This is a genomic window from Nocardia sp. CC227C, from assembly GCF_030767025.1.
Lineage (GTDB): Bacteria > Actinomycetota > Actinomycetes > Mycobacteriales > Mycobacteriaceae > Nocardia.
Genome location: NZ_JASITE010000005.1, coordinates 402,468 through 425,987, shown reverse-complemented (window position 1 = coordinate 425,987; position 23,520 = coordinate 402,468). Strand labels below are relative to the sequence as shown.

Genomic DNA, 23,520 nt, shown 5'->3' with positions numbered 1-23,520 from the left:
CGTCCGGGCGAACCGCGACCGCGACACAGGGAGGGCGAGACGAGGATGGCGGAATACCGCATCGACGATCTCGCGCGGGCCGCCGGAACCACCGCCCGCAATGTGCGCGCCTATCAGGAGCGCGGACTGCTCGCCACGCCCACCCGGCGCAGCGGCCGGGCGCTCATCTACGACGATTCGCACCTCGCCCGGCTGCGCATCATCGACGCCCTGCTCCAGCGTGGGTTCACCACCGCGCATATCGCCGACTTCATCACCAGCTGGGAGACCGGCAAGGACCTCACCGAGGTGCTCGGACTGCAACAGGCCGTGACCGCGACCTGGGGCAGCGGCGAAGAGCCGCTGGAGGTGCCGCGCGAGCTGGTGGACACCTTCCTCGGCGGCGTCGACGGCACCCCCGTCACCGGCCACGAACTGGAGCGGCTGGCCGAACTGGGCCTGGTCCGATTGCACGCCGAGACGGTCGAATTCACCCAACCCGAGCTGCTGGAGACGTTCGGGGCGCTGCACGGCTACGGATTCGGGCTCGAGGCTCTCATCGACGTCTACGCCGCCGTCGGCCGTCGGGTGGACGATATCGCGCGGCTCATGGTCACCGCGGCCAAGGACCACATCGTCGCCGAACACGGTGCGGGCTGGCTACCCGACAGCGACGCCGAGGTCGCCGCCACCACGAAAATGCTCAATCACCTGCGGGAGCTGGGCGTCACGGCGGTGCAGAACACGTTGGCCCAGGCGCTCGACCGGGTATTGCAGAGCGAACTCAGCGCCTATCTGGAAACGGCCGCCGAAAAGCGCGGCGCGACCAAACAACCGACGGACTAGCCGGACAGCTCCGTCTCGACCGGGGGCTGAAGCCGCACGGTCGGCTCCCGATGTCGGGGTGCTTCCGGGACACCGCCGTCGATGCCTGCTCCGCCGCGTCGACCAGTAGCCCGGCATGGGTACCCGCGCCTGGCGGCGGCGCGGGAGCGCGTCCGCTCGGCCGAACCGTCGCGTGCCGGGCGTCGGCGGTTACGGTGGCGTGAACGTGAGGTTGTCGGCGGAAGGGGCTCGTGATGGGTGAACTCGGTGTGGCGGTGATCGGTTACGGGCTGGCCGGGGCGGTGTTCCACGCTCCGCTCATCGCCGCCGATCCGCGGCTGCGGGTGGCCGCGGTGGTCACCTCCTCGGCCGAGCGGGCCGAACAAGCCCGGCGCGAGCATCCGGGGGTGCGGGTGCTGGCGGCGGTGGAGGAGCTGTTCGCCGATCCGTCGGGCATCGATCTAGTGGTCATCGCCACGCCCAACCGCACCCACGCGCCACTGGCCGTGTGGGCGCTGGAGGCGGGACTGCCGGTGGTGGTCGACAAGCCGTTCGCCCTGACGGCGGCGGAGGGTGAGCAGGTGGTGGCCGTCGCCGAGCGAGCCGGGCTGGCCCTGTCGGTGTTTCAGAATCGACGGTGGGACAGCGACTTTCGCACCATCGAAGCGCTCATCGGCGCTGGCCGGCTGGGTGCGGTGCGGCGCTTCGAATCCCGGTTCGAGCGGTGGCGGCCGGTGACCAAGGGCGGCTGGCGCGAGCTGGGCAGCGCCGAGGAAGGCGCGGGAATTCTCTACGACCTGGGCAGTCATCTCGTCGACCAGGCGCTCACCCTGTTCGGGCCGGTCACCGACGTGTACTGCGAACTCGACAGCCGTCGCCCCGGCGTACGGGCCGAGGACGATGCGTTCGTGGCGCTCACCCATGCCTCCGGCGTCCGCTCGCACCTGTGGATGAGCGCCGTGGCGGCGCAGTTGGGGCCGCGCTTCCGGGTGCTCGGATCCGAGCACGGCTACGTCAGCCACGGTCTCGACCCGCAGGAGCGTGCGCTGCGCGACGGCCGTCGTCCCGATGACGGAAAGCCATGGGGGACAGTCGATGCCGAGCATCAGGGCTGGTTCGGCACCGATGGGGATGTGCACCGGATCGCCAGCGAGCCGGGCGACTACCCCGCCTTCTATCGCGGTATGGCCGCCGCGGTCATCGACGGCGCTCCGGTTCCGGTGGATCCGCGTGATGCCGTGGCGACGCTGCGCGTCCTGGAACGGGCCCGCGAGTCCGCGGCGTCGTGAATCGGCGGCGTCGTGAATCGGCGGCGTCCTGAATCAGCGGCGTCGTGCCCGCCGCGGCTGCCGACCGTGCGGGGCTGCGGGCCTGACGTGTGCTGACCACGCCCGTCCGATCCGCGGTATGGCTGGATCTGCCATAGTCGTGTCGTTGACGCCATGGCGGCGACGCGCGAGGCTGATGGCATGCGGGTGGTGCTGTTCGTCGTCTTCGACGGATTCCAGCTCTTGGATCTGGCCGGCCCCGCCGATGTGTTCTCCTCGGCGGCGCTCATGGGCGCGCGTCCGGAGTACCGGGTCGAGATCGCCGCGGCGCGGTCCGGGCCGGTGCGTTCGGCCAGCGGGTCCGCATCGGCGCGGCCCGGCGACTGCTGGAAACCACCGACCAACCGCTGTCGCGGGTCGCGGCCACCGTCGGCCTGGGCAGCCCCGACACCCTGTACCGGATCTTCCACCGCCACTTGGGTATACCCCCCGGCGAATACCGCGCCCGCTTCGCCCACAACTGAAAGAGAACGCCCCCATGACATTTCAGATCGCCATCGTGCTGTATCCGGGCATGACCGTGCTGGACGCCATCGGCCCCTACGAGGTGCTGCGCCTGCTGCCCGACAGTGAATTGCGTTTCGTCTCCAACGAAGTCGGACCCATCGTGTCCGACAGCGGCGTACTCGTCCTGGGAGCCACCCACACCTTCGCCGAGACGCCCGCACCCGATCTGGTGCTGGTGCCGGGCTCGGAGGCGGCCACCACCGAGGCCATGGCCAATGGCGGACTCATCGCCTGGCTGCGTGCCGTGCACCCGAACACGCAGTGGACCACCTCGGTGTGCAGCGGTGCGCTGGTGCTGGCGGCGGCCGACATCCTGCGCGGGCACCCCGCCACCACGCACTGGTCCGCGCAGCCGGCGCTGGCGGCCTTCGGCGCCGAATCCCGGCCGCACGACCGCATGGTGCGCAGCGGCAAGATCGTCACCGCCGCCGGGGTCTCCGCCGGAATCGACCTCGGCCTCTGGCTGGTGGGTGAGATCGCCGGAACCGAACGCGCCGAAATGGCGCAGCTGGTCATAGAATACGATCCGCAGCCGCCCTTCGACACCGGCCACCCCGACAAGGCCCCCGCGGCCCTGCTCCGCCGCGCCCGCCTCGAGATGTCCAAACACGTCGTCACCCCGCGCGTCCCGCTCGACGTCGCCACCGCCCTGTGGCGGCTCACCCTCAACCGGGTGCGTGACCGCGCGGCCGGACGCGCGAAGGCGTAGCGCGCTCAGGCCCAGCGCAGCAGCTCGGCGGTGCTCAGGCGGCCGGTCGGGATGGCCGACGGTGACGGCGCCGCCGCCCGATACCCCAGGGCCACCGCATGCCGGGGCAGCCACTCCTCGGGCAGCCCCAGCAGCGCCGCCACTCGCGAAACATTCTCCGCCGGATGGAAAGTCGTCGGACACGACCCCAACCCCAGCTCCCGCGCGGCCAGACAGACCGACTGCGTCACCCGCCCCATGTCGAACAGCGTGTCCGAGAATCCGTTCGCCACCGACGCCAGCACCAACACCACCGGAGCCGCCGCCAGATGCACGGCATAGTCCCCACACCGGCTCAACTCCACCCGCAACGCCGGATCGGTCACCGCGACGAACCGCCACGGCTGCCGATTCCGGGCCGACCCGGTCCACCGCGCCGCCTCCACGATCCGCTCGACCGACTCCCGGGGAACCGGGTCGGGCCGGTAGTGCCGGACGGCTCGCAGTGCTCGCAGGTGTTCCAGTGATTCGCGCACGGCGGCGATGCTAGCGACCGGTGGCCGTACCGCGGGCCGCGGCCACGAAATCGCGCATGCGGCCGTGGTCCTTCACTCCCCGGCTGGACTCCACGCCGCTGGACACGTCCACGCCCCACGGGCGGGCTACGGCGGTGGCCTCGGCCACGTTGTCGGGGGTCAGCCCACCCGCGAGCAGCCATTGGCCGGTCGGCCGGTCGGCGGAGAGCGCGGTGAGATCCCAGCGTTCACCGGATCCGGCGACGGGGGAATCGAGCAGCAGCCATTCCTCGCCGTACGCGCCGGTGCGCACATCGGTGTCGGCGGTGAGCGAGGTGGCTCGCAGCAGGCGCAGGTCGGACAGTTCGTCGAAGGCCGCGCGCGGGTACCCACCGTGCAGTTGCAGCGCGTCCACCCCGGCCGCCCGCGCCAGCGCACCCGCCTCCCCGGCGGGGATGCCGTGCACGACGCCGACGGACAGCACCGTCGGCGGTACCTCGCGCAGCAGACGTCGCACCAGCTCGACCGGAACCTGCCGGGGGCTGGCGGTGAACACGAACCCCACCGCGTCAGCGCCGACGGCGACCGCGGTCGCCACATCGGCCTCGGTACGCAGGCCGCACAGCTTCACGAACATGGGAAAACCCTAGGCGACGCGATGCGGCCGCCGCCGCGGCCCATCCTCCGTAGAGTGTCGACTGTGGAGCTGGTGGCGGCGCGGTCGGAGTTCTCGGCCTACGGACTGTCGCACTGGATCGTGCTGGCCGTCTTCGCGGTGGGCGCGGTCGCGGTGGTGTGGATCGGACGCGCGCACCGGAACGACCGGGCGGCAAGGCTTTTCACCCGGGCGTTCGGTGCGGCGACGCTGCTGTCGTACGCGGTGATCTATCTCGTCGCCATGATCCCGTTCACCGCCGACCACTCGATACCGCTGCGCCTGACCGACCTCGCCACCCTCGTCGCCGGATACGCCCTGTGGTCGCACGCCCGCTGGGCCTACGCGCTCACCTACTACTGGTGTCTCACGCTGAGCACCCAGGCGCTCATTTCCCCGGCGCTGGAGAGTCGCGATTTCCCGTCCGCCGAATTCATCGCCTTCTGGGTCATCCATCTGGCCGTTGTCTGGGCGGCCATCTACCTGACCTGGGGAATCGGGATGCGCCCCGACTGGGGCAGCTACCGCTTCGCGGTGCTGGCCACGCTGGCCTGGGTCGCGGTCACCTACACGGTCAACTCGCTCGTCGACGCCAATTACGGCTTCGTCAACGACAAACCCAGCACCCCGTCACTGCTCGACGTACTCGGCCCGTGGCCCTGGTACCTGGCCACCGTCGCCGCCATCCTGGTCACGGTGTGGGCCCTGATGACCTGGCCGTGGACCGTCCGGCGGCCGGACCGGAGCGAGGTCGGCCACCCAGGTCGGTGAGGACGGCCGCGGTGAAGTCGTCCAGGTCGCCGGGATCGCGCGAGGTGATCAGGGTCGCTGGCCGAGTGCCCGAGGGCGCGGGGCAAACCGCCACACCGCAGGTCGCCGGGTCATTGCCGAACCGTCTGGATTGGGTCATTGTTGTGGGTGTGCGGCGCCTGCGCGCGGGATTCGAAGCCGGAACGGTGTGCCTGACGGCCGCCCTCGCCGGGCTTACCGTCATGGTGCCGATCGACCCCTTCGAAGACCCGTCCGCGCACTCGGTGGCCTCGATAGACCTGGCTGTCTTCCAGGTGCCGCGGGCCACCATGACGGCGGCCTTCGTGACCATTCTCGCGGCGGTGTTCGCCCTGATGATGAGTACCGCCATTGCCTGGGCCACCATCACGCTGACCGGTATCGCCCTGTTGATCGACCAGTTGCTGTGGAGTAGCGCCATTGCGGCGGAGGCGACGCTCACCTACATCGATTCGGCCCTGGCCGGTGTGCTGATGGGCGTCGTCGGCACACTGGCCTGGCCGCGCAGAGCCACCGCGAGCGGATTCCTGTTCGGCGCCATGGCGGGCATTCTGCTGGGCGACTTCACGCCCGCGCCCGCTCCCGGCGAATCGCCCGCGCCGGTGGATCGGCTGCTGCTGGACGCGCCGTCGGTGGGGCTGTCGGCGGTGCTCGTCGTCGCGGCCGGAGTGTGCGCCTTCGAGCACCGGCGGCAACCGGTGACGGTGCGACGACTGGTCGATGTGGTGCCGCTGCGTTCGATTCTGGCCGCGGGCATCATCTTTCCCACCATCCTGCTGACCTCGGAATGGTTCGCGCGCGACGGCCGCGACCTGTCCGTGCTGACCGTCGGCGTGCTGCTCATCGTGGTGGCGGCCACCGTCGCCGCGCTGTTCCTGCCCGGCCGCGACGGCCTGCTGTTGCTGCTCATGGTCGCATTCGCCGCGGCCGGGAGCACCCCGGTCACCGTGCCGCGTCCGGACTGGGCGGTGCCGCTGTTCGTCGCCGCCATCGGGCTCGGCCTGTACGTCGGCTACCGCCGCGGGCTGCCGCTGGTGGCGGCGGCGCTCACGGCGGTGCTGGCCGTGGCCGCGGTGCTGGCGGTCGCCGCCGGGGTGCACGGTCAGGTGCCGGCCGTCGTGGGCGGGATCGCGGTGGCGTTCGTGGGTGGCTACTGCCTCGGCGCGGCGACACCGCTGTTCCCCACGGTGCCGCCGCTGTGCATCGCCGTGCTGTTCGTGCCGTCGGCGGCGGTTGCGTTGTGGGGCAGGGATTTCGAACGAGTCGCCTATTCGCCGGGCTGGTATCGCCCGACCGAGCCGGTGCGTGCGCTCGCGCCCGGCGTGGTCGCGCTGGCGATCACCGCGGGCTGTTCGGCGGGCATGCTGCTGGTGTATCGCCTGCGGCCGGACACCAAGGAGGCGATTCGCCGCCGCTGGGCCCGCATCCGGGCGACCGCCGCCACCACCTCCGCCCGGCCCGGTGCGGTGGTGGTGCGGCCGAGTCGTCCGGAGCCGCCACCAGCATGACCTACCGGTCGTTACGGTTTCTTTGGAACTCTGGACTTGAAATTTAGGTAAGCCGAACTTTACGATTCGACAGGTGAAGGTTTTGCTCCACCCGTTGCATCGTTCGCTTTTCCGCGCGTTCGCCCTGGCACTGCTCGCCGTCGCCATGGTGGCCGTGAGCGCCTGCGGCAGCCCCGCCGACCGGGACGGGAAGCCGGTGGTGCTGACCACGTTCACCGTGCTCGCCGATATCGCCCGCAATGTGGCCGGGGACCACCTCACCGTCGAGTCGATCACCAAGGTCGGCGCGGAGATCCACGGCTACGAGCCGACTCCGGGTGATATCCGCACCGCGTCGACCGCGGACCTCATCCTCGACAACGGATTGAACCTGGAAGCGTGGTTCGCGCAGTTCGTCGCCGATCTCGATGTCGAGCACATCGTGGTCACCGAGGGGGTCACGCCCATCCCCATCGGGGAGGACGCCTACGCGGGCAAGCCCAACCCGCACGCGTGGATGTCACCGCTGAACGTGAAAATCTACGTGGACAACATGGTTCGCGCGTTCTCCGACCTGGACCCGGAGCACGCGGCCGACTTCCAGGCCAATGGCGCGGCGTATCAGGCGCAGCTGCAACAGGTGCACGACGAGCTGACCGGCACCCTCGCGGAGCTGCCCGCCAACGAGCGCGCCCTGGTGACCTGCGAAGGCGCGTTCTCCTATCTCGCCAGGGACGCCGGACTCACCGAGAAGTACATCTGGCCGGTCAACGCCGAACAGCAGGCGACGCCGCAGCAGATCACCTCGGCCATCGAGTTCGTGCGCGCCAACCGGGTTCCGGCGGTGTTCTGCGAGTCGACCGTCTCCGACGCGCCCATGCGACGCGTGGTCGAGGCGAGCGGTGCGCGTTTCGGCGGCACGCTGTACGTGGATTCGCTCTCCGAGGCCGACGGCCCGGTCCCCACCTACCTGGACCTCATCCGGCACGACGTCCGGACGATCACCACCGCGCTGAGGGGAGCGAGATCATGACTCGCGCCATCGAGACACCGGCCATCGAAATCGACGATGTCGCAGTCCATTACGGTGAAGTGCTGGCGCTGGACGGGGTCGGCCTCACCCTGCGGCCCGGGCGGGTCTGCGGGCTGATCGGCATGAACGGCTCCGGCAAGTCGACGCTGTTCAAGGCCATTATGGGCCTGGTGCAGCCGGATCGGGGCACGGTGCGCGTGAACGGCGGCGCACCCGCGACCGCGCGCCGCTCCGGCGCCCTGGGCTATGTGCCGCAGAGCGAGGACGTGGACTGGAATTTCCCGCTGTCGGTGCGTGATGTGGTGATGACCGGGCGGTACGGCCGGATGGGATTCAGCCGTCGGCCGCGCCGCGCCGACCGCGAGGCGGTCGCGCACGCGCTGGAGCGGGTGGAACTCACCGAGTTGGCCGACCGGCAGATCGGCCAGCTCTCCGGCGGACAGCGCAAGCGGGCCTTCGTCGCACGCGGAATCGCCCAGGGCGCAACCATTCTGCTGCTGGACGAACCGTTCGCGGGGGTGGACAAGCGTTCCGAGGCCACCATCTCGGCGCTGCTGCGGGAACTGGCCGACGAGGGCGCCACCGTCCTGGTGTCCACCCATGATCTGCACGCGCTGCCCGCACTGGCGGACGAAGCGGTGCTGCTCATGCGTCGGGTGCTGGCGCACGGCGACCCGAACGAGGTGCTGCGGCCCGAAAAGCTGGCGCTGGCATTCGGTATGGATGTCTCCGACAGCGGTGTACTGGCGCAGGCGAGTTGACCATGACACTCACCGAACTGTTCGTCGATCCGCTGCGCTACGAGTTCATGGTGCGCGCCCTGGCCACCACGGTGATCACCGCCGTGGTGTGCGCGACGCTGTCCTGCTGGCTGGTGCTGGTCGGCTGGTCGCTCATGGGCGACGCGGTCGCGCACGCGGTGCTGCCGGGCGTGGTGCTGGCCTACATCGTCGGCGCGCCGTTCGCGGTGGGCGCGGTGTTCTTCGGTTTCCTGGCGGTCGCCCTGATCGGCGTGGTGCGCGATACCAGCCGGGTGAAGGAGGACGCCGCCATCGGCATCGTCTTCACCACGCTGTTCGCCCTCGGCCTGGTCCTGGTGTCGGTGACCCCCAGCAATACCGACCTCAACCACATCATCTTCGGCAACCTGCTCGGCGTGGGCCGCTCGGAACTGATCCAGATCGCGATCCTCGCCGCCATCGTCATGGCCGCCCTGGTGCTCAAACGCCGCGACTTCACCCTCTACGCCTTCGACCCCACCCACGCACACGCCATCGGCCTGCGCCCCCGCCTGCTCGGCGCCGCCCTCCTGGCCCTGCTCGCCCTGACCGCGGTCCTCGCCCTGCAAGCGGTCGGCGTCATCCTGGTGGTGGCCATGCTCATCATCCCGGGCGCGACCGCGTACCTGCTGACCGACCGCTTCGGCCACATGCTGCTCATCGCCCCCACCATCTCGGTGGTGTGCTCGGTCGCCGGTCTCTACATCAGCTACCACGTGGACACCGCCCCCGGAGGCATGGTCGTCGTGGTCCAGGGCATCGCCTTCACCCTGGCCTACCTCTTCGCCCCCACCCGCGGCATCATCACCCGCACCATCGGCACTCGCCGCCGCGGCCGAACCCAGGAGACCGCCGAGGTGCCGGTGTGAACCGTCACGGGGTGCTCCGCGCGGCTATCGCCTTCCGGATCAGTCCCCGAGCTTCGTCCCCGGTGACGGACCGGCGTGCCAATGTATCGAACGCCCGCCCATAGAGCGCGAGTTCGCGCGGTTGGGTGATGCTCAGCTCGGCTGTGATCGACTCGACGGTCACCAGCCGGTTGTCGAACATCACGAAGTTCGTCGTCTGCATGGGTGGAACCGACCGGGCCGGGATGATGCCGAGCAGAACTCGTGACAGCCCGACCACCGCCAGGAGTCTGTCCAGCTGTCCGAGCATCACGTTGTCGGTGCCAACCGACGTGTGCAGCGCCTGCTCGGCGACGAGTATGTGAAACCGACGGTCGCCGCGGTACAAGAACTGCTGGCGCTCGATCCGTTCGGCGACCGCGCCGTCCACATCGTCGGGTAGCCGGTAGAACTCGACGGAGTGCCGCAGGATGCTCTCGGCGTACTCGGCTGTCTGAAGGATGCCGGGGATGATGGTGGGCTGGAAGATGCGCACGATTTTCGAGCGTTCGGCCAGTCTGGCCGACTTCTGTTGCCCCCGTTGCAGTCCCGCCGCGTGCTGACGCCGGTACTCCAGGTAGGCAGCGTCGATGTTGTGGACGGTGGCCAGCAGGTCGTCGAGTTGGTCACCCGCGCCCGCATGTGTGCAGTAGGCACGGATGTCGGCATCGGATGGTTTGACCCTGCCGTATTCGATCTTGGAGACCTTGGTCTCGTGCCAGCCTGACAGGCGCGCGAGCTGACGGCCCGAGATGCCAGCCCTTCGCCGGATCTCTCGAAGTCGCTGCCCGAGCGCCTGCCGAGCCTCCTGAACGCCGCTACTCACCTCCGGATGTCAGCCGCGTGCTCACCGGCGTAATCCGCGTACGGGGTGGACAGGGGCCATAGGCGCTCTTTCGTCTGTCGACACTGTTCCGCGATCCGAGGGTCGGTGGTCATGGCCGCCGCTCCGGCAGCGCGCCCGTTCTCATCGACAAGGTTGAACACCACCCGGGCGTCGTCCAACAACCAGAAGTCGTCCGCGGGCACGGTCCCGGCCAGATGTCTGGGCAGGTACCGAATATCCTCTCCCGCTGCGGTGTTCAGCGCCGCGAGCGCGAGCAGCCACCGCTGGTAGTCCACATGCGGGACGGTGACGACGCGAACACGGGTCACCCGCACACCCCGCTCGGTCGTCGCCCGCATGAGCTGCGCCCACGGTTCGAACCAGCTGCTGTCGTCCGGCTCTCCATTCAGAAACCGCCGCAACGGTTCCGACTCGTCCGGCACGGCGTAGGTATCTCTGACCTCGAGGTGGAACGCTTCTCGATGGCACTGTCCGAACAGGTCAGGCCACGGGTTGCCGCGAAGCAGTTGCACCGTAGAACGTCCTTTCCACCTTCGGAACCTCGATAGGCGCCTCATAGGTCTCCATCGCGAGCTGGTCCAGCGTCTCACGCTCCGTGATGGGGCGACCGGATACCAGGAATGTGCCTCGGCCGGTGTCCTCCAACCGGGCACCGATGAATGTGTTCGGCTCCAGGAAGCCGAGTAGCAGGTGCGGGATCTCGACTGTCCCCGTCCGGTCGGTGGCCCAACCGATGACCGCGTAACTGCCCTGGTCGGTTGCGAAGAGCGTCGGACAGTCGTTCAGGCCCGATCCGCCCTTGCCGAGGAAATCCAAGAGCATGGTCAGCTCCGTTTCCATCTATATGCACGGACTTTCCGTGCTGTTGTTCATGATCCGCCCGTTCGATTCATAGATCCAGCAGTTCAGCGAAGATGGGAAAGTTTTGTCATACTTCTGGCCCTGCGGACGCTCCGATTCGTAGCGTGAGATCCGGAACCTCGTTTCTCGTTCCGGTCCATTCGGGCCATTCGATGTCGGTCACCAGTGAGGAGCGGTCGAAATGAATGTGCGTACCGGGCTTTTCGTGTTCCCCGGGGGTGTCCTGGAATACCAGGAGAGGCCGCGGCGAGTTCCCATGCGTAGTAGGCCGACGGCGATCGGTTATCTCCGGACCGATGTGTCCGGCACCGCGCGGCTCCGGGATCAGCGCGAGATACGCAGGGTCGCGGCGCGACTCGGCTACGACTTCGCGGACATGATCGTCTACGACCCGAGTTTCGGGCGTCCGCCGCTGGCCCGGTTGAAGGCGCAGGCGACCAGGCTCGATGCCGAAGCCGTGATCGTTCCCGGGCCGGAGCACTTCGACGGCGGGCGGGTGCCGGAATCGCTGGTCGAGCGGCTCGACGTGATCACCGTGCGGCCGGAGCAGACCTACGCCCGGTGTGCGGTCCCGCCGGACCCGGACTCGCCCGATGCCGCGGATCCGGCTCAGCACAGTCCGGCGAGTTTGTAGAGGACCAGTGAAACCGCCACCGCCACATTGAGACTCGTGCCTGAGACTCGCGCCGGTCCCGACCATGGGACCTCGACCGCCGTATCCAGGCGCTCGTGGTGTCGCGGCGTGCCCGCGTCGGACCGGGTGTGCCCGGCGCGTCGACGGTATGCGGGCTTCCGGCAGGATTTCGGCCTGCCCACCGGCCCGCCCCGCTCGCGTCGCTGGGCGCCGCCGCCCGTCACTCCGACGGCTTGCTGACCGGTTCGGCCCACGAATTCCGTTCGCGCCTCGGGTGTTCCGATCTCGCCGACCGGGCCGACCACGGCGTCCAGCTTGGTCTCGTAGTAGTTGAAGAAGGTGCGCGGCGAGACCCCGACCGCCTTGGCGATGTCGTCGGTCGTCGTCGCGTCCAGGCCCTGTTCGGCGGCGAGCCGTCGTGCCGCCATGCACAGGTCGAGTCGGGTCTGTCGCTTCTTGCGCTCACGGCGAAGGAACGGCCGCGGATCACTCGGTCCGCGGCCGTCCCTTCGCCGTTGCGGGTCAGTCCAGGGTGCCGAGGCGGAGCAACACCGTTTCGCCGGTGGCGTCGTCGAGACCGTCGTTGTCGGTGACGACGTAGAGCTCACCATTGCCCGCGATGGCCATGCCCTCGACCTTCTCCTGCACCCAGCCCCGGGTGGCGCGCAGGTCGGGGAGCAGATCGTGGGCGGTGGTCTTGGTCAGCACGGTCGGCGCGTCGGTGCCCGTCACGCCCGCCTCGGTCGGGATGGCGACGCGGGTGACCGCCTTGAGCGCCGCATTCGGGCCACTGAGCTTGTCGCGCTCCAGCAGCAGCAGGGAATCGCCGTCGACCGCGATCTCGGACAGGCCGATCCAATCGCCCTCGGTGTCGGTGCCGTCCAGCCGGTAGCCGTACCACTGCCATTCGCCCGAGGCAGGCCGGTACTTGCCGATGCGGGCCACACCCTTCGGATCGGACTTCAGCTCGCGTTGCAGCACCACCCACACGGTCTCGTCGTCGCCGGAGCCCTGCACCGCGACGCCCTCCAGGCCCTGCTTGCCGAGCCCGGCCGCGATCTCGGCGGGCAGCTGGATCCGCTGCTCGATCGCACCGTCGGCCGCCACCCGCAGCACCTGGTTGCCGGGGCCGTCCGCACCCTCGACGGCCAGATAGAAACCGCCGTCGGCTCGGGCCGCCAGGCCCTCGATATCCAGTTCCGCGGGCGTGCCGTTGTCGGTGACGGCGATCTGGGTGTCGATCACGGCCGGTGTCGCCGAGACGTCCACGCCGAGGATACGGGCCGGGCCGTAGGCATTGTCGGTGGCGGTGAACAGCCGGTCGGCGGCCGCCGGATCGGGGCTCAGCGCGCCGAGCGCGCCCCAGCCGATCGGCTTGCCGTCGGCGTCGGCCGAGACGATCGACGGGAACTCGGGGACGCCGCCGTCGGCGAACTCGGAGCCGTAGCCGAACAGGCCGACGGTGCCGCGCACCCCGGCCTCCGCGTCGTCCACCTCGGAGGAGACGGCCAGCAGATTCCGGTTCGGAATCGGCACGATGCCCTCGGGGCCGACACCGGTCGCCAGCACCTGCCGGAACACCGGATCGGCCGGATTCGAGACGTCGTACACCGCAACGAAATTGCTGCGCTCCGAACCGACCAGCACCACCGGGACGCCGTCCAGCTCGGTGACCGCGATGCCCTCGGGTTCGGTGCCCTTGGCCGCCGCGCGCTTGTCGTTGAACAGGCCGACGCGCACCGCCAGCTGCTCGAACGAGTTACCCGCGTCCCACACCACCGCGCCGGAGGCGGCGTCGAAGACGGTCCAGCCGCGCGAGCCGCCTTTCCAGTCACCCTCATTGGCGGTCACCACGTGGTCATCGCCGATCCAGGCGATCGAATCCGGTTCGCGCGCGACATCTTTCAGCGATCCGCTCTGGTCGATCCGGCCGTCCTTCGCGGTGTCGATGCCATCGGCCGACACCTGTCCGGCGGAGAACACCTTCCGCACGGTCGCGGCGGCGGCGTCGATGATCGCGATGCCGTTGTTCTCCTGGAGGGTGACGGCCACCTCGCCGCGGGCATTGAAGCTCACGTACTCCGGCTCGAGATCCTCGGGCGCTGCCAAACCGGCCGCGCGAGCGGCGGATTCGTCGATGCGCACCGGGGTGGCGGCCCACTGCCGCGGCTCGCCGGTCAGGTTCAGGACCTGCACGAAGCCGGTCGGCGGCTGCGGCAGATCGCCCTCCTCGCCGCCCGGCGGCGTGAACTCCTCGTCGCGCTGGTTCTCCATGGCGATGGCGGCGCGGGCGCCGTCCTCGCTGACCGCGATCGAATCCGGCTGCCCGCCCAGGTCGATGCTGTGCACCTTGGTGCGGTCGCTGATGCGCACCACGTCCACGCGCCCGGACGGCGCGGTGAAGTCGCCGCCGCTGCTGTCCACCACGACCAGCACGTACTCACCGGCGACCGCTACCGAGGTGGGTTGATCGTCGGCGTGGCCCAGCTGCTCGAGCGACAGCGTGCCGACGCCCTTCGGGGCGGCCGGATCGCTGAGATCGACGAAACCGATGCGCTTTCCGGCCGCGTCGGTGTAGATCAGGGTGTTGCCGTCGGCGGTGACCGCCGAGATCTCCGCGGAGGTCTCCGCGTCGGCCGCCACCCCGTCCGGGCGATTCTCGAAGATCGGATAGGTGGCCAGCCGGTGGTAGCTGTTCGCGGCGTCGCGCTCCCAGCCCGGCGCGGCCGCCGGACCCGCCTGCCGGTCGTCGGACCCGCACGCCGTGGCGAGCACCGCCACCGCGGCGACCGCCGCACCCAGTCGCCACTGTCTCATCCCGGCCACACCGTACTCCTCGCAACGATCTTCTCCCCTCGGGCGGGGGAACCCGGTGATCGTGGCGGAGTCGGGTAGCCGTCAGGTAGCGCCGGAATGAACTCGTGACCGTCGAACACCCACGGGACCGACAGCAGCCAGCCGCCGCTGCGCAACCGGATCCGCAACCGCGCCTACCGGCTGGCCGAGACCGAGGAAGAGTCCGCGCGGACGGAACACCACGGGTGACCGCGGGGTGTACCTCGATTGAGGCATTGCCCGCATCAATCGGTGCTGTCCGGGTAACGCCGCCGTAGAGGTTCCCACATCTGACGAGGAGGCAGCTATGCCGATGTCCTGCAACAAGATCGTTCGTACCACCGTGGCCGCCGGGTTCATCGCGGCCGGGGCGATGCTGGCGGCCTGCGGGGACGACGAGCCCGGCGTCGAGGACACCACCACCATGACCACGCCGGATCTCGCCACCACCACGGCGACGGCCACCACCGCTCCCGGCGAGGACGAGGACGTGGTGACGCCCGCCGCCGCCCAGCAGCTGTGCGACATGATCGAGCCCGAACTCGACAACTGGCGCGACCAGGGCGCGACCCTCGCCAAGGTCACCTTCAACGGCACCGTGCAGAACTGGGCCATCCGCAACGAGGGACTCAACGACGAGGTGATCGCCGATACCACCATCATCGACGAGGCCACCACCAACACCTGCCCCGATGTGCGCCAGCAGGCCCTCGAGGTGCTCGAGGTGGAGAACCTGTCCGACGCACTGGTCGGTTTCGGTAACTGACCGCATCGCTGCCTGGACACGCGCTCCGCGGTATCCGCACCGCGTCAGCGGCGAGCGAGTTCGGTGAGGTAGCCGCGCAGGGCGCGCTTGGTCTCGCGGATCAGGGCCGTGCGTTCGGGTTCGGCCGCGGCGACGATGGCGGGCATGGTCGCCCGCACGATCTGGACCGCGATGAGGGCGCCGCGGCGGCGGTCGGTGGTCGGCAGGTCGGGGTAGCGGGTGGCGATGACCGTTTCGGCGCGGCCGAGGACGGCGTCCTGGAGGGGTTTGGTGCCCTGGGCGAGGGTGGGTGGCATATCGGGGTTGGTGAACAGCGCCTTGGCCCCGGGGTTGTCGAGGTTGAAGGCGATCAACGGGTCCAGTAGGTGGTCTATGAGCTCGTCGAGGGGGAGTTCGGCGAGATCGGAGCGATCGAAGGCGGAGGCGTGCGCGGTGCGGAAGGCGTCGACCAGGCGGGTCGAGAGGGCCTCCGCGATGGACTCCTTGTTGGCGAAGAACTGGTAGAGCGAACCGGGCGAGACACCGGCGCGGGTGGCGATGGCATTGGTCGAGGTCGCCTCGTAGCCGAGTTCGCCGAACAGTTCCAGTGCGGCGTCCAGGATGACGGACATGCGCTGCTTGCCGCGCTCCTGACGGCGGACGGGGCGGGCTTGGGGCATCGCACCTCCTGTTGACAAATACGAGAGGTCTCTCGTAATTTCAAAAACACGAGACGTCTCTCGTAATCGCCAAGGCTAGCAGACCGACGGAGTCCACCCATGCCTGTACTGCACCGACTCGGCATCCTTCTCGCCCACCGACCCCGGCCGGTCCTGGCCGCCGGGCTGCTGCTCACCATCGTGCTGGGGGTGATCGGCGCGGGCGCGATGGGTGCGATGATCCTGAACCGATGGGAGGCTCCCGGCACCGAATCGGTACGCGCGCAGGAGCTCTTGCAGCGCGAATTCCACACGGGAAACGCCAATTTCATCCTGCTCGTGACCGCGCCCGAGGGCGATGTGGACGCCGACCGGGTCGCCGCCGCCGGGCGGGAGCTCACCGCGGAACTGCACGCCGATCCCGCCGTCGCCGACGCCTGGTCGTACTGGTCCGAGGACGGTGATCCGACCATGCGCAGCGGGGACGGTCGGCACGCGGTGGTCCTCGCCCATGTCGCGGGCTCGGCCACCGAGGCGCGCGCCGAGATCGTGGACCGGCTGCTGCCCGCCTACACCCGATCCGACGACACCGTGCGGGTGCAGGTGGCGGGCGCCGAGGCGGCCTCCGGTCAGATCAGCGCCCAGGCCGCGCAGGACTTCCTGCGCGCCGAGGTGATCATCCTGCCCGTGATGCTGCTGCTGTTGCTCCTGCTGTTCCGGCGCACCCGGCTCGCGCTGTGCACGCTGGGCGTCGGCGTGTTCTCGGTGGTCGCCACCCTCGCCGCGCTGCGCGGGGTCGCCGCCCTCACCGACGTCTCGACCTTCGCGGCGAATATCACGCTGGTGATGGGGATCGGTCTGGGCGTCGACTACAGCCTGTTCGTCATCACCCGGTTCCGTGAGGAACTCGACAGGGGCGCAACGGTTTCCGATGCCGTCATCACCTCGGTGCGCACCGCCGGGCGCACGGTGCTCTTCAGCGGCGCGACGGTCGCGGCGGCGCTGGCGGTGCTGCTGGTCTTCCCGTACTCGTTCCTGCGGTCGTTCGCGTACGCGGGGGTGCTGGTGGTGTTGATGGCCTGCCTCGGCGCACTGGTCCTGCTGCCCGCGGCGCTGGCCGTGATCGGCCACCGCGCGCAGCCGCGCCGCCCCCGCGCCGCCGCCGACACCGAAGGCGGCTTCTGGTATCGCTTGGGCGATGCCGTCATGCGCTATCCGGTGCGTTTCTCGATCGCGGGCCTGCTGCTGATCGCCGTGCTCGCCGCGCCCGCCCTCGGTATGCGGATCGGCCTGCCCGACGACCGGGTGCTGCCGCCCAGCGCCTCGACCCGGCAGGCGTACGACGAACTGCGCGCCGGCTTCACCGTCGAAGCCAATGACGCCGTCCACTTCGTCGCGCCGGACGGTCGGCAGGTGGACGCGGACCGCATCGCCCGCTACGCCGCCGAGCTGTCCCGCATCGACGGTGTGGCACAGGTGAATTCGGCCGCCGGTGTCTATGTGGACGGTCGCGCGGTGCGCGCCGCGCCGCATCCGGAGCGCTTCGTCGGCGACACCGGCGCTCGGCTGGAGGCGATTCCGCTGCGGGAAGTGCTCGCGGGCACCGACGTGCCCGGATTCGTGGCACAGCTGCGCGCGGTCCCGACGCCGTTCGACACCGTGCTGGTCGGCGGCTATCCCGCCGAGCTCACCGACTTCCGCGCGACGCTGACCGACCGCATCCCCCTGGTCGCGGTGCTCATCGCGGTGGTCACCTTCGTGCTGGTGTTCCTCATGTCGGGCAGCCTGCTGATCCCGCTGAAAGCCATCGTCCTGAACCTGCTCAGCCTCGCGGTGATGTTCGGCGCACTGGTCTTCATCTTCCAGAACGGGGCGCTCGCATCGACTCTCGGCTTCACTCCGATCGGCACCCTGGATCCGGCCTTCCCCATCCTGCTCTTCTGCGTCGCCTACGGCCTCTCCATGGACTACGAGGTGTTCCTGCTCTCCCGCATCGCCGAGCGCTACCGCGCCACCGGTGACAACCGCCGCGCCGTGCTGGAGGGCCTGCAACGCGCCGCCCCGCTGATCACCGCCGCCGCGGTCATCCTGGCCGTCTCCTTCTCGCTCTACGCCACCGGCCGCGTCATGTACCTCCAGATGCTCGGCATCGGCACGGCGGTGGCCATCATCGTCGACGCCACGATCATCCGCGCGATCCTGGTCCCGGCCTTCATGCGCCTGGCCGGTCGCGCCAACTGGTGGGCTCCCGCACCGTTGCGCAAACTGTCCGCCCGCTTCGATTCCCACGACGACGACCTGCCCGGGACACCCGCGCGGGCGGGGGCCCAGCCGTCGATGCCGGTCGGATAGGCGAGCGTGCGCAGACGGGGCAACTCGAGTTCGAACCGGACGTCGCGCACGAGGCCGCCGAACTGGCATCGGAGGTGATCGGAGAGGTGATCGGAGAACTGCGCGCCAACCGGCTGGTCGCCGAGCGGGTCACCTTCAGCGCGGCCGGGCGCACCTACGCCATCGCCGCTGCCACCCTGCCCGAACCGCAGGTGATGGTGGAGGGGATCGACATTCCGACTCAGCCGAACGGCTCCGGCGGTTCCGGCGGCCGTCACGGACGAACGCCGGTCCCTCATGCGACGGCGCGGCTAGGCGCGGTCGGATTCGTCCAGTGCCGCCAGGGCTTCCCGGCGTAGGCGCGCGATCTGCGCGTCGAAGCGGGTGTGACCCCAGGCCGAGCGGTTGGGGCGTGGCCGCTCGGTGGGCGTGTCGGCCATCTCGGTGTTGGGCGAGCGGAATTCCGTACGTTTTTTCGACATCATCGTCGGCCTCCGGGTTCGGTTCGACTCCACGATGGCTCGCTGGGCAGGGAGTACCCGAATCCGGCCGGGTCGAATCTTCGATCTTGTCGGCGTGGATCGGTGGCCGTCTACTGGTCCGAAGCGTGCCAAGTATGTGTAGGCTACCCAAAGTCGGAGGTGGGAACCCCAGCTGAGAGACTGTGCGGCTGGCGCTGAGGTGGGGCCGCCTCCGCCGCACATCGATCGGAGGACAGGCGATAATGGCGCGCAGAGGGTTTCAGGGGGCGGTGCTACGCGGCTTCGGCGTTCAGTACCACACGGCAACGGTACTCGACACCGAACAGACGACGCCGCGCATGCTGCGGGTCTGGCTGACCTCGCCCAGCCTTTTCGAGGAGATCACGCTCGAACCGACCGCCTGGTTGCGGATCTGGTTCCCGGACCCGGAAGGCTCCGACTCCGAATTCCAGCGCGGCTACACCATTGCCGAGGCGGATCTCGAAACCGGGCGCTTCGCCGTGGATTTCGTGCTGCACGAACCCGCCGGACCGGCCTCGGCCTGGGCCTGCCGGGTCACAGGTGGGGAAACGGTCGAGGTGGCCTCGTTCGGCTCCAAGGGTTTCCCGATCCCCGAGGATCTGCCCGCCGGGTACCTGTTGATCGGCGATTCCGCCTCGATCCCGGCCATCAACTCGATTCTGGCCGCCGTGCCGCCGCAGGTGGCGATCGAGGTGTACCTGGAGAAGCACCACGACGACGATCTGCTCATCCCGCTCACCGAGCATCCGCGCGCCCGGGTGCACTGGGTGCCCCGCACCTCGGAGAACTCCTTCGCCGCCGCGCTCGAGGCCCGCGACTGGTCCAACTGGTACGCGTGGGCGGGTCCGGAGTCCAAGTCGCTCAAACACATCCGCGCGCGGCTGAAGGACGACTTCGGCTTCCCCAAGAGCGATGTCTACGCCCAGGCGTACTGGGTGCACGGTCGGTCCATGGGCAAGGAGCGCGACGGCTCCGAGCGCGCGCAGGCCGCGAACGCCCCGGCCGCCGCCGAGGCGGCACCGGTCGACGAGACCGTGACGGTCATCGAACCGGCCGTCGACACCCCGGCCGCCCCCGCCGTGAGCGCACCGAGCGCCGACACCCCCGCCGCCGCGCCGCGCGGACGCTGGCGCTCCCAGGCGGGCAGCCGCCTGTTCGCCGATATCCGCGCCAAGCTGTGGGTGGCGGGCATCCTCCAGGTTCTGGTCACCCTGGTCCAGCTCGCGCCCTTCCTGCTGCTGGTGGAGTTGGCCCGGGAGCTGCTGGCGGGCGGCGACGAATCGACCCTGTGGTCCCTGGGCCTGTGGGCGCTGGGCCTGTTCGCGTTCGGCGCGGTGCTGGAATCGGCGCTGCAACTGTGGCTGCACACCGTGGACGCCCGGTTCAGCCGCGATCTGCGCGGCCGCCTGCTGAGCAAGCTGGCCCGGCTGCCGCTGGGCTGGTTCACCGCCCGCGGCTCCGGCAAGATCAACAAGCTGATCACCGGCGACACCCTCTCGCTGCACTACCTGGTGACCCACGCCGTCACCGACGCGGTCGCCGCGGTGGTCGCGCCGCTGGCCGTGCTGGGCTACCTGTTCTGGGTGGACTGGCGGCTGGCGCTGGTGCTGCTGGTCCCGGTGCTCGGCTATGTCTTCACCATGCTGACCATGATGGCGTCCTCCGGACCCAAGATCATGCAGTCGCAGCGCTGGGCCGAACGCATGAACGCCGAGGCCACCTCCTACCTCGACGGCCAGCCGGTGATCCGCGTGTTCGGCGGCGCGGCGGCGTCACCGTTCCGGCGCAGCCTCGACGACTACATCCGCTTCCTGGACAACTGGCAGCGGCCGTTCGTGGGCAAGAAGTCCGCCATGGACCTCATCACCCGCCCGGTCACCTTCCTGTGGCTCATTCTCACCGTGGGCACCGCGCTGGTGGTGTCCGACCGGATCGACCCGGTCGACCTGCTGCCGTTCCTGTTCCTGGGCACCACCTTCGGCTCGCGTCTGCTGGGCATCGGCTACGGCCTGTCCGGGCTGCGGGAGGGCCGCCTCGCCGCCCAGCACATCCAGGTGGCCTTGGACGAGCCCGAACTCGCGGTGCGCGACGGCGACTCCGGGTCGGCGGCGGAGAAGCAGCCGGGCCATGTCGAATTCGACGACGTCACCTTCGGCTACCGCCCGGGTGTCCCGGTGGTCGCGAACATCTCGCTCACCCTGGAGCCGGGCACCGTCACCGCGCTCGTCGGCCCGTCCGGGGCCGGTAAGTCCACTCTGGCCGCGCTGCTGGCGCGTTTCCACGACATCGAGAGCGGTTCGATCCGGGTCGGCGGGCGCGACATCACCAGCTTCACCCCCGACGAGCTGTACACCCGCATCGGCTTCGTCTTCCAGGACACCCAGCTGATCCGCGGCACGGTGCGCGAGAACATCGCCCTCGCCGTCCCGGACGCCTCCAACGACGCCATCGAACGGGTCGCCCGCGACGCCCAGATCCACGAGCGAATCCTGCGGCTGCCGCAGGGCTACGACACCGAACTCGGTTCCGGCACCACGCTGTCCGGCGGTGAGAGGCAGCGCCTCACCATCGCGCGGGCGCTGCTCGCCGACACCCCGGTGCTGATCCTGGACGAGGCCACCGCCTTCGCCGATCCCGAATCCGAATACCTGGTGCAGCAGGCCATCGACCGCTTGGCCGTGGGCCGCACCGTGCTGGTGATCGCGCACCGGCTGCGCACCATCACCGAGGCCGACCGGATCGTGGTGCTCGAGGAAGGCCGCATCACCCAGACCGGCACCCACGGCGAACTGATCGCCGCCGAGGGCCGCTACCAGCAGTTGTGGCAGGCCGGAGCCGTCGCCGCCGATGTGAAGGAGACCGTGCGATGACGCGCACCATACTGATGCTGCTGCCCGCCGAGCAGCGCGGCCTGGTGGCCCGCTATCTCGCGCTGACCGTCATCTCCACCATCCTGCGCGCCATCGCGGTGGTGTTCGTGGTGCCGCTGGTCTCGGCGCTGTTCGGCGACACCCCCGCCGACGCCTGGCGCTGGGTGGCGCTGCTGACCGTCGCGGTGGCGGGCGGCTGGATCGTGGACTCGATCGCCTCCCGGGTCGGCTTCGACCTCGGCTTCACCATCCTCGACCATGCGCAGCGCGACGTCTCCACGCAGGTGGCGCGCATTCCGCTGCGCTGGTTCAGCGAGGACAACGCGGCCACCACCCGCCGCGCCATCGCCACCACCGGACCGGATCTGGTGGGTCTGGTCGGCTATCTGGTGACCCCGGTGATCCAGGCGATCCTGCTGCCGATCGCCATCGCCCTGGCGCTGATTCCGATCGCCTGGCAACTCGCGCTGGTCGCGCTGCTGGCGGTGCCGCTGCTGCTGGGCGCGCTGTGGGCGACCGGGCGCATCACCCGGCACGCTGATCGGGTGGCGGCCGAGTCCAACAGCGCGCTCACCGAACGCATTCTGGAATTCGCGCGCACCCAGGCCGCGCTGCGCGCGGCCCGCCGGGTGGAACCCGAGCGCAGCCAGACCGGCGCGGCGCTGGCCGCCCAACACGGTGCCACGGTTCGCCTGCTGCTGTTGAACATCCCCGGCCAGGTGCTGTTCAGCCTGGCCAGCCAGATCGCGCTGCTGCTGCTCGCCGGCACCACCGCGTGGCTGGCCGTACGCGGCACCATCGGCATTCCGGAGGCCATCGCGCTCATCGTGGTCGTGGTGCGCTTCCTGGAGCCGTTCGCCGCCATGGGCGATCTGGCTGCCGCGGTGGAGACCAGCCGAAACGCCCTGCGCGACATCCGGACCGTCATCGACGCGGGCGGACCGGCCGGCGCGCCCGCGGCGGACCGGGCCGACGGCGAGCCCGCCGCGGTCGAACTGCGCGACGTGCGTTTCACCTACGGGGACGGCGCGCCGGTGCTCGACGGACTGGATCTGGAATTCCGGGCCGGGGAGACCACCGCCGTCGTCGGCCCGTCCGGCTCCGGCAAGAGCACCCTGCTCGCACTGGTGGCGGGCCTGGAGACGCCCACCTCCGGCAGCGTCCGGATCGGCGGCGTCGACCGCGCGTCGGTGGACGCGGCGCACCGCCCGGCCGATACCAGCATGGTGTTCCAGCAGCCGTACCTGTTCGCCGGGACGATCCGGGAGAACGTGCTCGCGGGCAATCCCGACGCGGATGACGAGCAGCTCGCCACCGCCCTGCGGCTGGCGCGGGTGGACGCCTTCGCCGACCGCCTGCCCGACGGCTTGGACACCCTCGTCGGCGATGAGGGCACCGCGCTGTCCGGCGGTGAGCGGCAGCGGGTCTCGATCGCCCGCGCCCTACTGAAGGAGTCCTCGGTGCTGCTGGTGGACGAGGGCACCAGCGCGCTCGACGCGGAGAACGAGGCCGCCGTGGTCGCCGCCATCGGTGACGATCCGCGCGGTCGCACCCGCATCGTGGTGACCCACCGGCTGTCCACCATCGCGGGCGCGGACCGGGTGCTCTTCCTGGAGGACGGGCGCGTCGTGGAGGACGGCACCGTGCGGGAACTGCTGGACGCCTCGGGGCGCTTCGCGGAGTTCTGGGCGCATCAGCAGAACGCCGCGGGCTGGCGGATCGCCGCCGCCGAACGGGTCTGACCGCCCGGCGGATTCGCGCGC

23 protein-coding genes are annotated in these 23,520 nt (G+C 69.8%); 15 read left to right on the top strand and 8 right to left on the bottom strand.

Annotation, left to right across the window (positions count from 1 at the left end; all coding sequences use genetic code 11):
• The first annotated feature begins 45 nt into the window (after window positions 1–45).
• From QMO76_RS13030 to QMO76_RS13015, 4 genes are all read left to right on the top strand, one after another.
• Window positions 46–825 carry a MerR family transcriptional regulator gene (locus QMO76_RS13030; protein WP_306361502.1) on the top strand — a complete coding sequence of 260 codons (780 nt, stop codon included), beginning with the start codon at window positions 46–48 and terminating at the stop codon, window positions 823–825.
• A gap of 233 nt (window positions 826–1,058) precedes the next feature.
• The gene (locus QMO76_RS13025; protein ID WP_306361501.1) at window positions 1,059–2,093 is read left to right on the top strand and encodes a Gfo/Idh/MocA family oxidoreductase; all 1,035 of its coding nucleotides are present in this window, start codon (window positions 1,059–1,061) and stop codon (window positions 2,091–2,093) included.
• 212 nt (window positions 2,094–2,305) lie between these two features.
• Entirely contained in the window at window positions 2,306–2,596 is a 291-nt protein-coding gene (locus tag QMO76_RS13020) for a helix-turn-helix domain-containing protein (RefSeq protein ID WP_306361605.1), read from the top strand.
• A gap of 14 nt (window positions 2,597–2,610) precedes the next feature.
• On the top strand, window positions 2,611–3,348 hold the full coding sequence (locus tag QMO76_RS13015; RefSeq protein WP_306361500.1) for a DJ-1/PfpI family protein: 738 nt from the start codon (window positions 2,611–2,613) through the stop codon (window positions 3,346–3,348).
• A 5-nt stretch (window positions 3,349–3,353) separates the two neighbouring features.
• Here QMO76_RS13015 and QMO76_RS13010 read toward each other — a convergent pair whose 3' ends face one another.
• Both QMO76_RS13010 and QMO76_RS13005 read right to left on the bottom strand, forming a co-directional pair.
• Window positions 3,354–3,863, bottom strand: a complete 510-nt coding sequence (locus QMO76_RS13010; protein ID WP_306361499.1) for a nitroreductase family protein — start codon at window positions 3,861–3,863, stop codon at window positions 3,354–3,356.
• A gap of 10 nt (window positions 3,864–3,873) precedes the next feature.
• Window positions 3,874–4,479 (bottom strand): phosphoribosylanthranilate isomerase, encoded by a 606-nt coding sequence (locus QMO76_RS13005; RefSeq protein ID WP_306361498.1) that lies wholly within the window; start codon window positions 4,477–4,479, stop codon window positions 3,874–3,876.
• Between the two features lie 54 nt (window positions 4,480–4,533).
• Between QMO76_RS13005 and QMO76_RS13000 the strand changes: the two genes are divergently transcribed.
• From QMO76_RS13000 to QMO76_RS12980, 5 genes are all read left to right on the top strand, one after another.
• Window positions 4,534–5,268 (top strand): TIGR02206 family membrane protein, encoded by a 735-nt coding sequence (locus QMO76_RS13000; protein WP_306361497.1) that lies wholly within the window; start codon window positions 4,534–4,536, stop codon window positions 5,266–5,268.
• A gap of 143 nt (window positions 5,269–5,411) precedes the next feature.
• Window positions 5,412–6,794 (top strand): hypothetical protein, encoded by a 1,383-nt coding sequence (locus tag QMO76_RS12995; RefSeq protein ID WP_306361496.1) that lies wholly within the window; start codon window positions 5,412–5,414, stop codon window positions 6,792–6,794.
• A gap of 145 nt (window positions 6,795–6,939) precedes the next feature.
• Window positions 6,940–7,806 (top strand): metal ABC transporter substrate-binding protein, encoded by an 867-nt coding sequence (locus QMO76_RS12990; protein WP_306361604.1) that lies wholly within the window; start codon window positions 6,940–6,942, stop codon window positions 7,804–7,806.
• The gene (locus QMO76_RS12985) at window positions 7,803–8,567 is read left to right on the top strand and encodes a metal ABC transporter ATP-binding protein (protein WP_306361495.1); all 765 of its coding nucleotides are present in this window, start codon (window positions 7,803–7,805) and stop codon (window positions 8,565–8,567) included. The genes QMO76_RS12990 and QMO76_RS12985 overlap by 4 nt, the downstream gene beginning before the upstream one ends.
• Before the next feature lie 2 nt (window positions 8,568–8,569).
• Entirely contained in the window at window positions 8,570–9,454 is an 885-nt protein-coding gene (locus tag QMO76_RS12980; RefSeq protein ID WP_306361494.1) for a metal ABC transporter permease, read from the top strand.
• A 4-nt stretch (window positions 9,455–9,458) separates the two neighbouring features.
• On the opposite strand, the gene QMO76_RS12975 is transcribed toward QMO76_RS12980, so the two are convergent.
• Genes QMO76_RS12975 through QMO76_RS12965 form a run of 3 tightly spaced genes read right to left on the bottom strand, consistent with a single transcriptional unit; the run spans window position 9,459 to window position 11,159 of the window.
• A complete protein-coding gene (locus QMO76_RS12975; RefSeq protein ID WP_306361493.1) occupies window positions 9,459–10,298 on the bottom strand; it encodes a helix-turn-helix transcriptional regulator in 840 nt (279 codons plus the stop codon).
• A complete protein-coding gene (locus tag QMO76_RS12970) occupies window positions 10,295–10,831 on the bottom strand; it encodes a DUF6879 family protein (protein ID WP_306361492.1) in 537 nt (178 codons plus the stop codon). The genes QMO76_RS12975 and QMO76_RS12970 overlap by 4 nt, the downstream gene beginning before the upstream one ends.
• Entirely contained in the window at window positions 10,800–11,159 is a 360-nt protein-coding gene (locus QMO76_RS12965; RefSeq protein ID WP_306361490.1) for a hypothetical protein, read from the bottom strand. The genes QMO76_RS12970 and QMO76_RS12965 overlap by 32 nt, the downstream gene beginning before the upstream one ends.
• Window positions 11,160–11,361: 202 nt before the next feature.
• Here QMO76_RS12965 and QMO76_RS12960 point away from each other — a divergent pair, with 202 nt between their 5' ends.
• A complete protein-coding gene (locus QMO76_RS12960) occupies window positions 11,362–11,814 on the top strand; it encodes a hypothetical protein (protein WP_306361489.1) in 453 nt (150 codons plus the stop codon).
• On the opposite strand, the gene QMO76_RS12955 is transcribed toward QMO76_RS12960, so the two are convergent.
• Both QMO76_RS12955 and QMO76_RS12950 read right to left on the bottom strand, forming a co-directional pair.
• Complete coding sequence (locus tag QMO76_RS12955; RefSeq protein ID WP_306361488.1) at window positions 11,790–12,242, bottom strand: helix-turn-helix domain-containing protein; 453 nt, start codon at window positions 12,240–12,242, stop codon at window positions 11,790–11,792. The genes QMO76_RS12960 and QMO76_RS12955 overlap by 25 nt on opposite strands.
• A 94-nt stretch (window positions 12,243–12,336) precedes the next feature.
• Window positions 12,337–14,631, bottom strand: coding sequence for an esterase-like activity of phytase family protein (locus QMO76_RS12950; protein ID WP_306361603.1), 2,295 nt, complete (start codon window positions 14,629–14,631; stop codon window positions 12,337–12,339).
• 325 nt (window positions 14,632–14,956) lie between these two features.
• On the opposite strand from QMO76_RS12950, the gene QMO76_RS12945 reads away from it, so the two are divergent.
• Window positions 14,957–15,415, top strand: coding sequence for a hypothetical protein (locus tag QMO76_RS12945; protein WP_306361487.1), 459 nt, complete (start codon window positions 14,957–14,959; stop codon window positions 15,413–15,415).
• A 44-nt stretch (window positions 15,416–15,459) separates the two neighbouring features.
• Here the strand turns inward: QMO76_RS12945 and QMO76_RS12940 are convergent, their stop codons facing one another.
• Entirely contained in the window at window positions 15,460–16,074 is a 615-nt protein-coding gene (locus tag QMO76_RS12940; protein WP_306361486.1) for a TetR/AcrR family transcriptional regulator, read from the bottom strand.
• A gap of 99 nt (window positions 16,075–16,173) precedes the next feature.
• On the opposite strand from QMO76_RS12940, the gene QMO76_RS12935 reads away from it, so the two are divergent.
• From QMO76_RS12935 to QMO76_RS12920, 4 genes are all read left to right on the top strand, one after another.
• On the top strand, window positions 16,174–18,405 hold the full coding sequence (locus QMO76_RS12935) for an MMPL family transporter (RefSeq protein WP_306361485.1): 2,232 nt from the start codon (window positions 16,174–16,176) through the stop codon (window positions 18,403–18,405).
• A gap of 86 nt (window positions 18,406–18,491) precedes the next feature.
• Window positions 18,492–18,743 carry a hypothetical protein gene (locus tag QMO76_RS12930; RefSeq protein WP_306361484.1) on the top strand — a complete coding sequence of 84 codons (252 nt, stop codon included), beginning with the start codon at window positions 18,492–18,494 and terminating at the stop codon, window positions 18,741–18,743.
• A gap of 365 nt (window positions 18,744–19,108) precedes the next feature.
• Window positions 19,109–21,757, top strand: coding sequence for an ABC transporter ATP-binding protein/permease (locus QMO76_RS12925; RefSeq protein ID WP_306361483.1), 2,649 nt, complete (start codon window positions 19,109–19,111; stop codon window positions 21,755–21,757).
• The gene (locus tag QMO76_RS12920; RefSeq protein WP_306361482.1) at window positions 21,754–23,499 is read left to right on the top strand and encodes an ABC transporter ATP-binding protein; all 1,746 of its coding nucleotides are present in this window, start codon (window positions 21,754–21,756) and stop codon (window positions 23,497–23,499) included. Before QMO76_RS12925 ends, QMO76_RS12920 begins: the two co-directional genes overlap by 4 nt.
• Window positions 23,500–23,520 lie beyond the last annotated feature (21 nt).